Here is a 627-nt window from a genome sequence, read left to right as displayed (position 1 = left end):
ATGTAGCGCGCGTCGCGATGACCGCCGGCGCGGATGCGCGACACCAGCGCGTCCGAGCTGACGCCGTCGATCGGCTCTTCGCCGGCGGCGTAGACCGGCGCCACCATTACTGTGTCGGCGTCGTTGAAGCAGGTGGAAAACTCGTTGAACAGATCATGCAGCCGGGTGAAGCGATGCGGCTGGGCAATGGCGATGACACGACCCTGGGTGGCGCTGCGCGCCGCCTTCAGCACCGCCGAGATCTCGACCGGATGGTGGCCGTAATCGTCGAATATTTCGACGCCGTCCCACGAACCGGTATGGGTGAAGCGGCGCTTGACGCCGGCGAAGGACGACAGGCCCTTCTTGATCGCCTCGGCCGACAGGCCGAGTTCGTGCGCGACCGCGATTGCTGCCGTCGCGTTGGAGACGTTGTGACGGCCGGGCATCGGCAGGCGCAGGCCTGCTATGACAGTCTGGCCGCCGGTCTTGCGGTCGCGGATCACCACGTCGAATTCCGAAATGGCACCTGACATGCGGTGATTGGTAAAGCGCACGTCGGCCTGCGCATTCTCGCCATAGGTGATGACCCGGCGGTCCTCGATGCGGCTGACCAGCGCCTGCACTTCGGGGTGATCGGTGCACATC

General features: G+C 65.4%; 1 protein-coding gene. It reads right to left on the bottom strand.

Features of this window, described 5'->3' with window-relative positions; all coding sequences use genetic code 11:
* Positions 1–627 (bottom strand): cyanophycin synthetase (locus EN969_RS34155; RefSeq protein ID WP_245467686.1); only part of this gene is annotated, 627 nt, incomplete at both ends.

The organism is Mesorhizobium sp. M7A.F.Ca.CA.003.01.2.1 (genome assembly GCF_003998945.1).
GTDB lineage: Bacteria > Pseudomonadota > Alphaproteobacteria > Rhizobiales > Rhizobiaceae > Mesorhizobium > Mesorhizobium ciceri.
The sequence above is the reverse complement of the archived record's forward strand: the minus strand, read 5'-3'. Positions and strand labels throughout refer to the sequence as shown.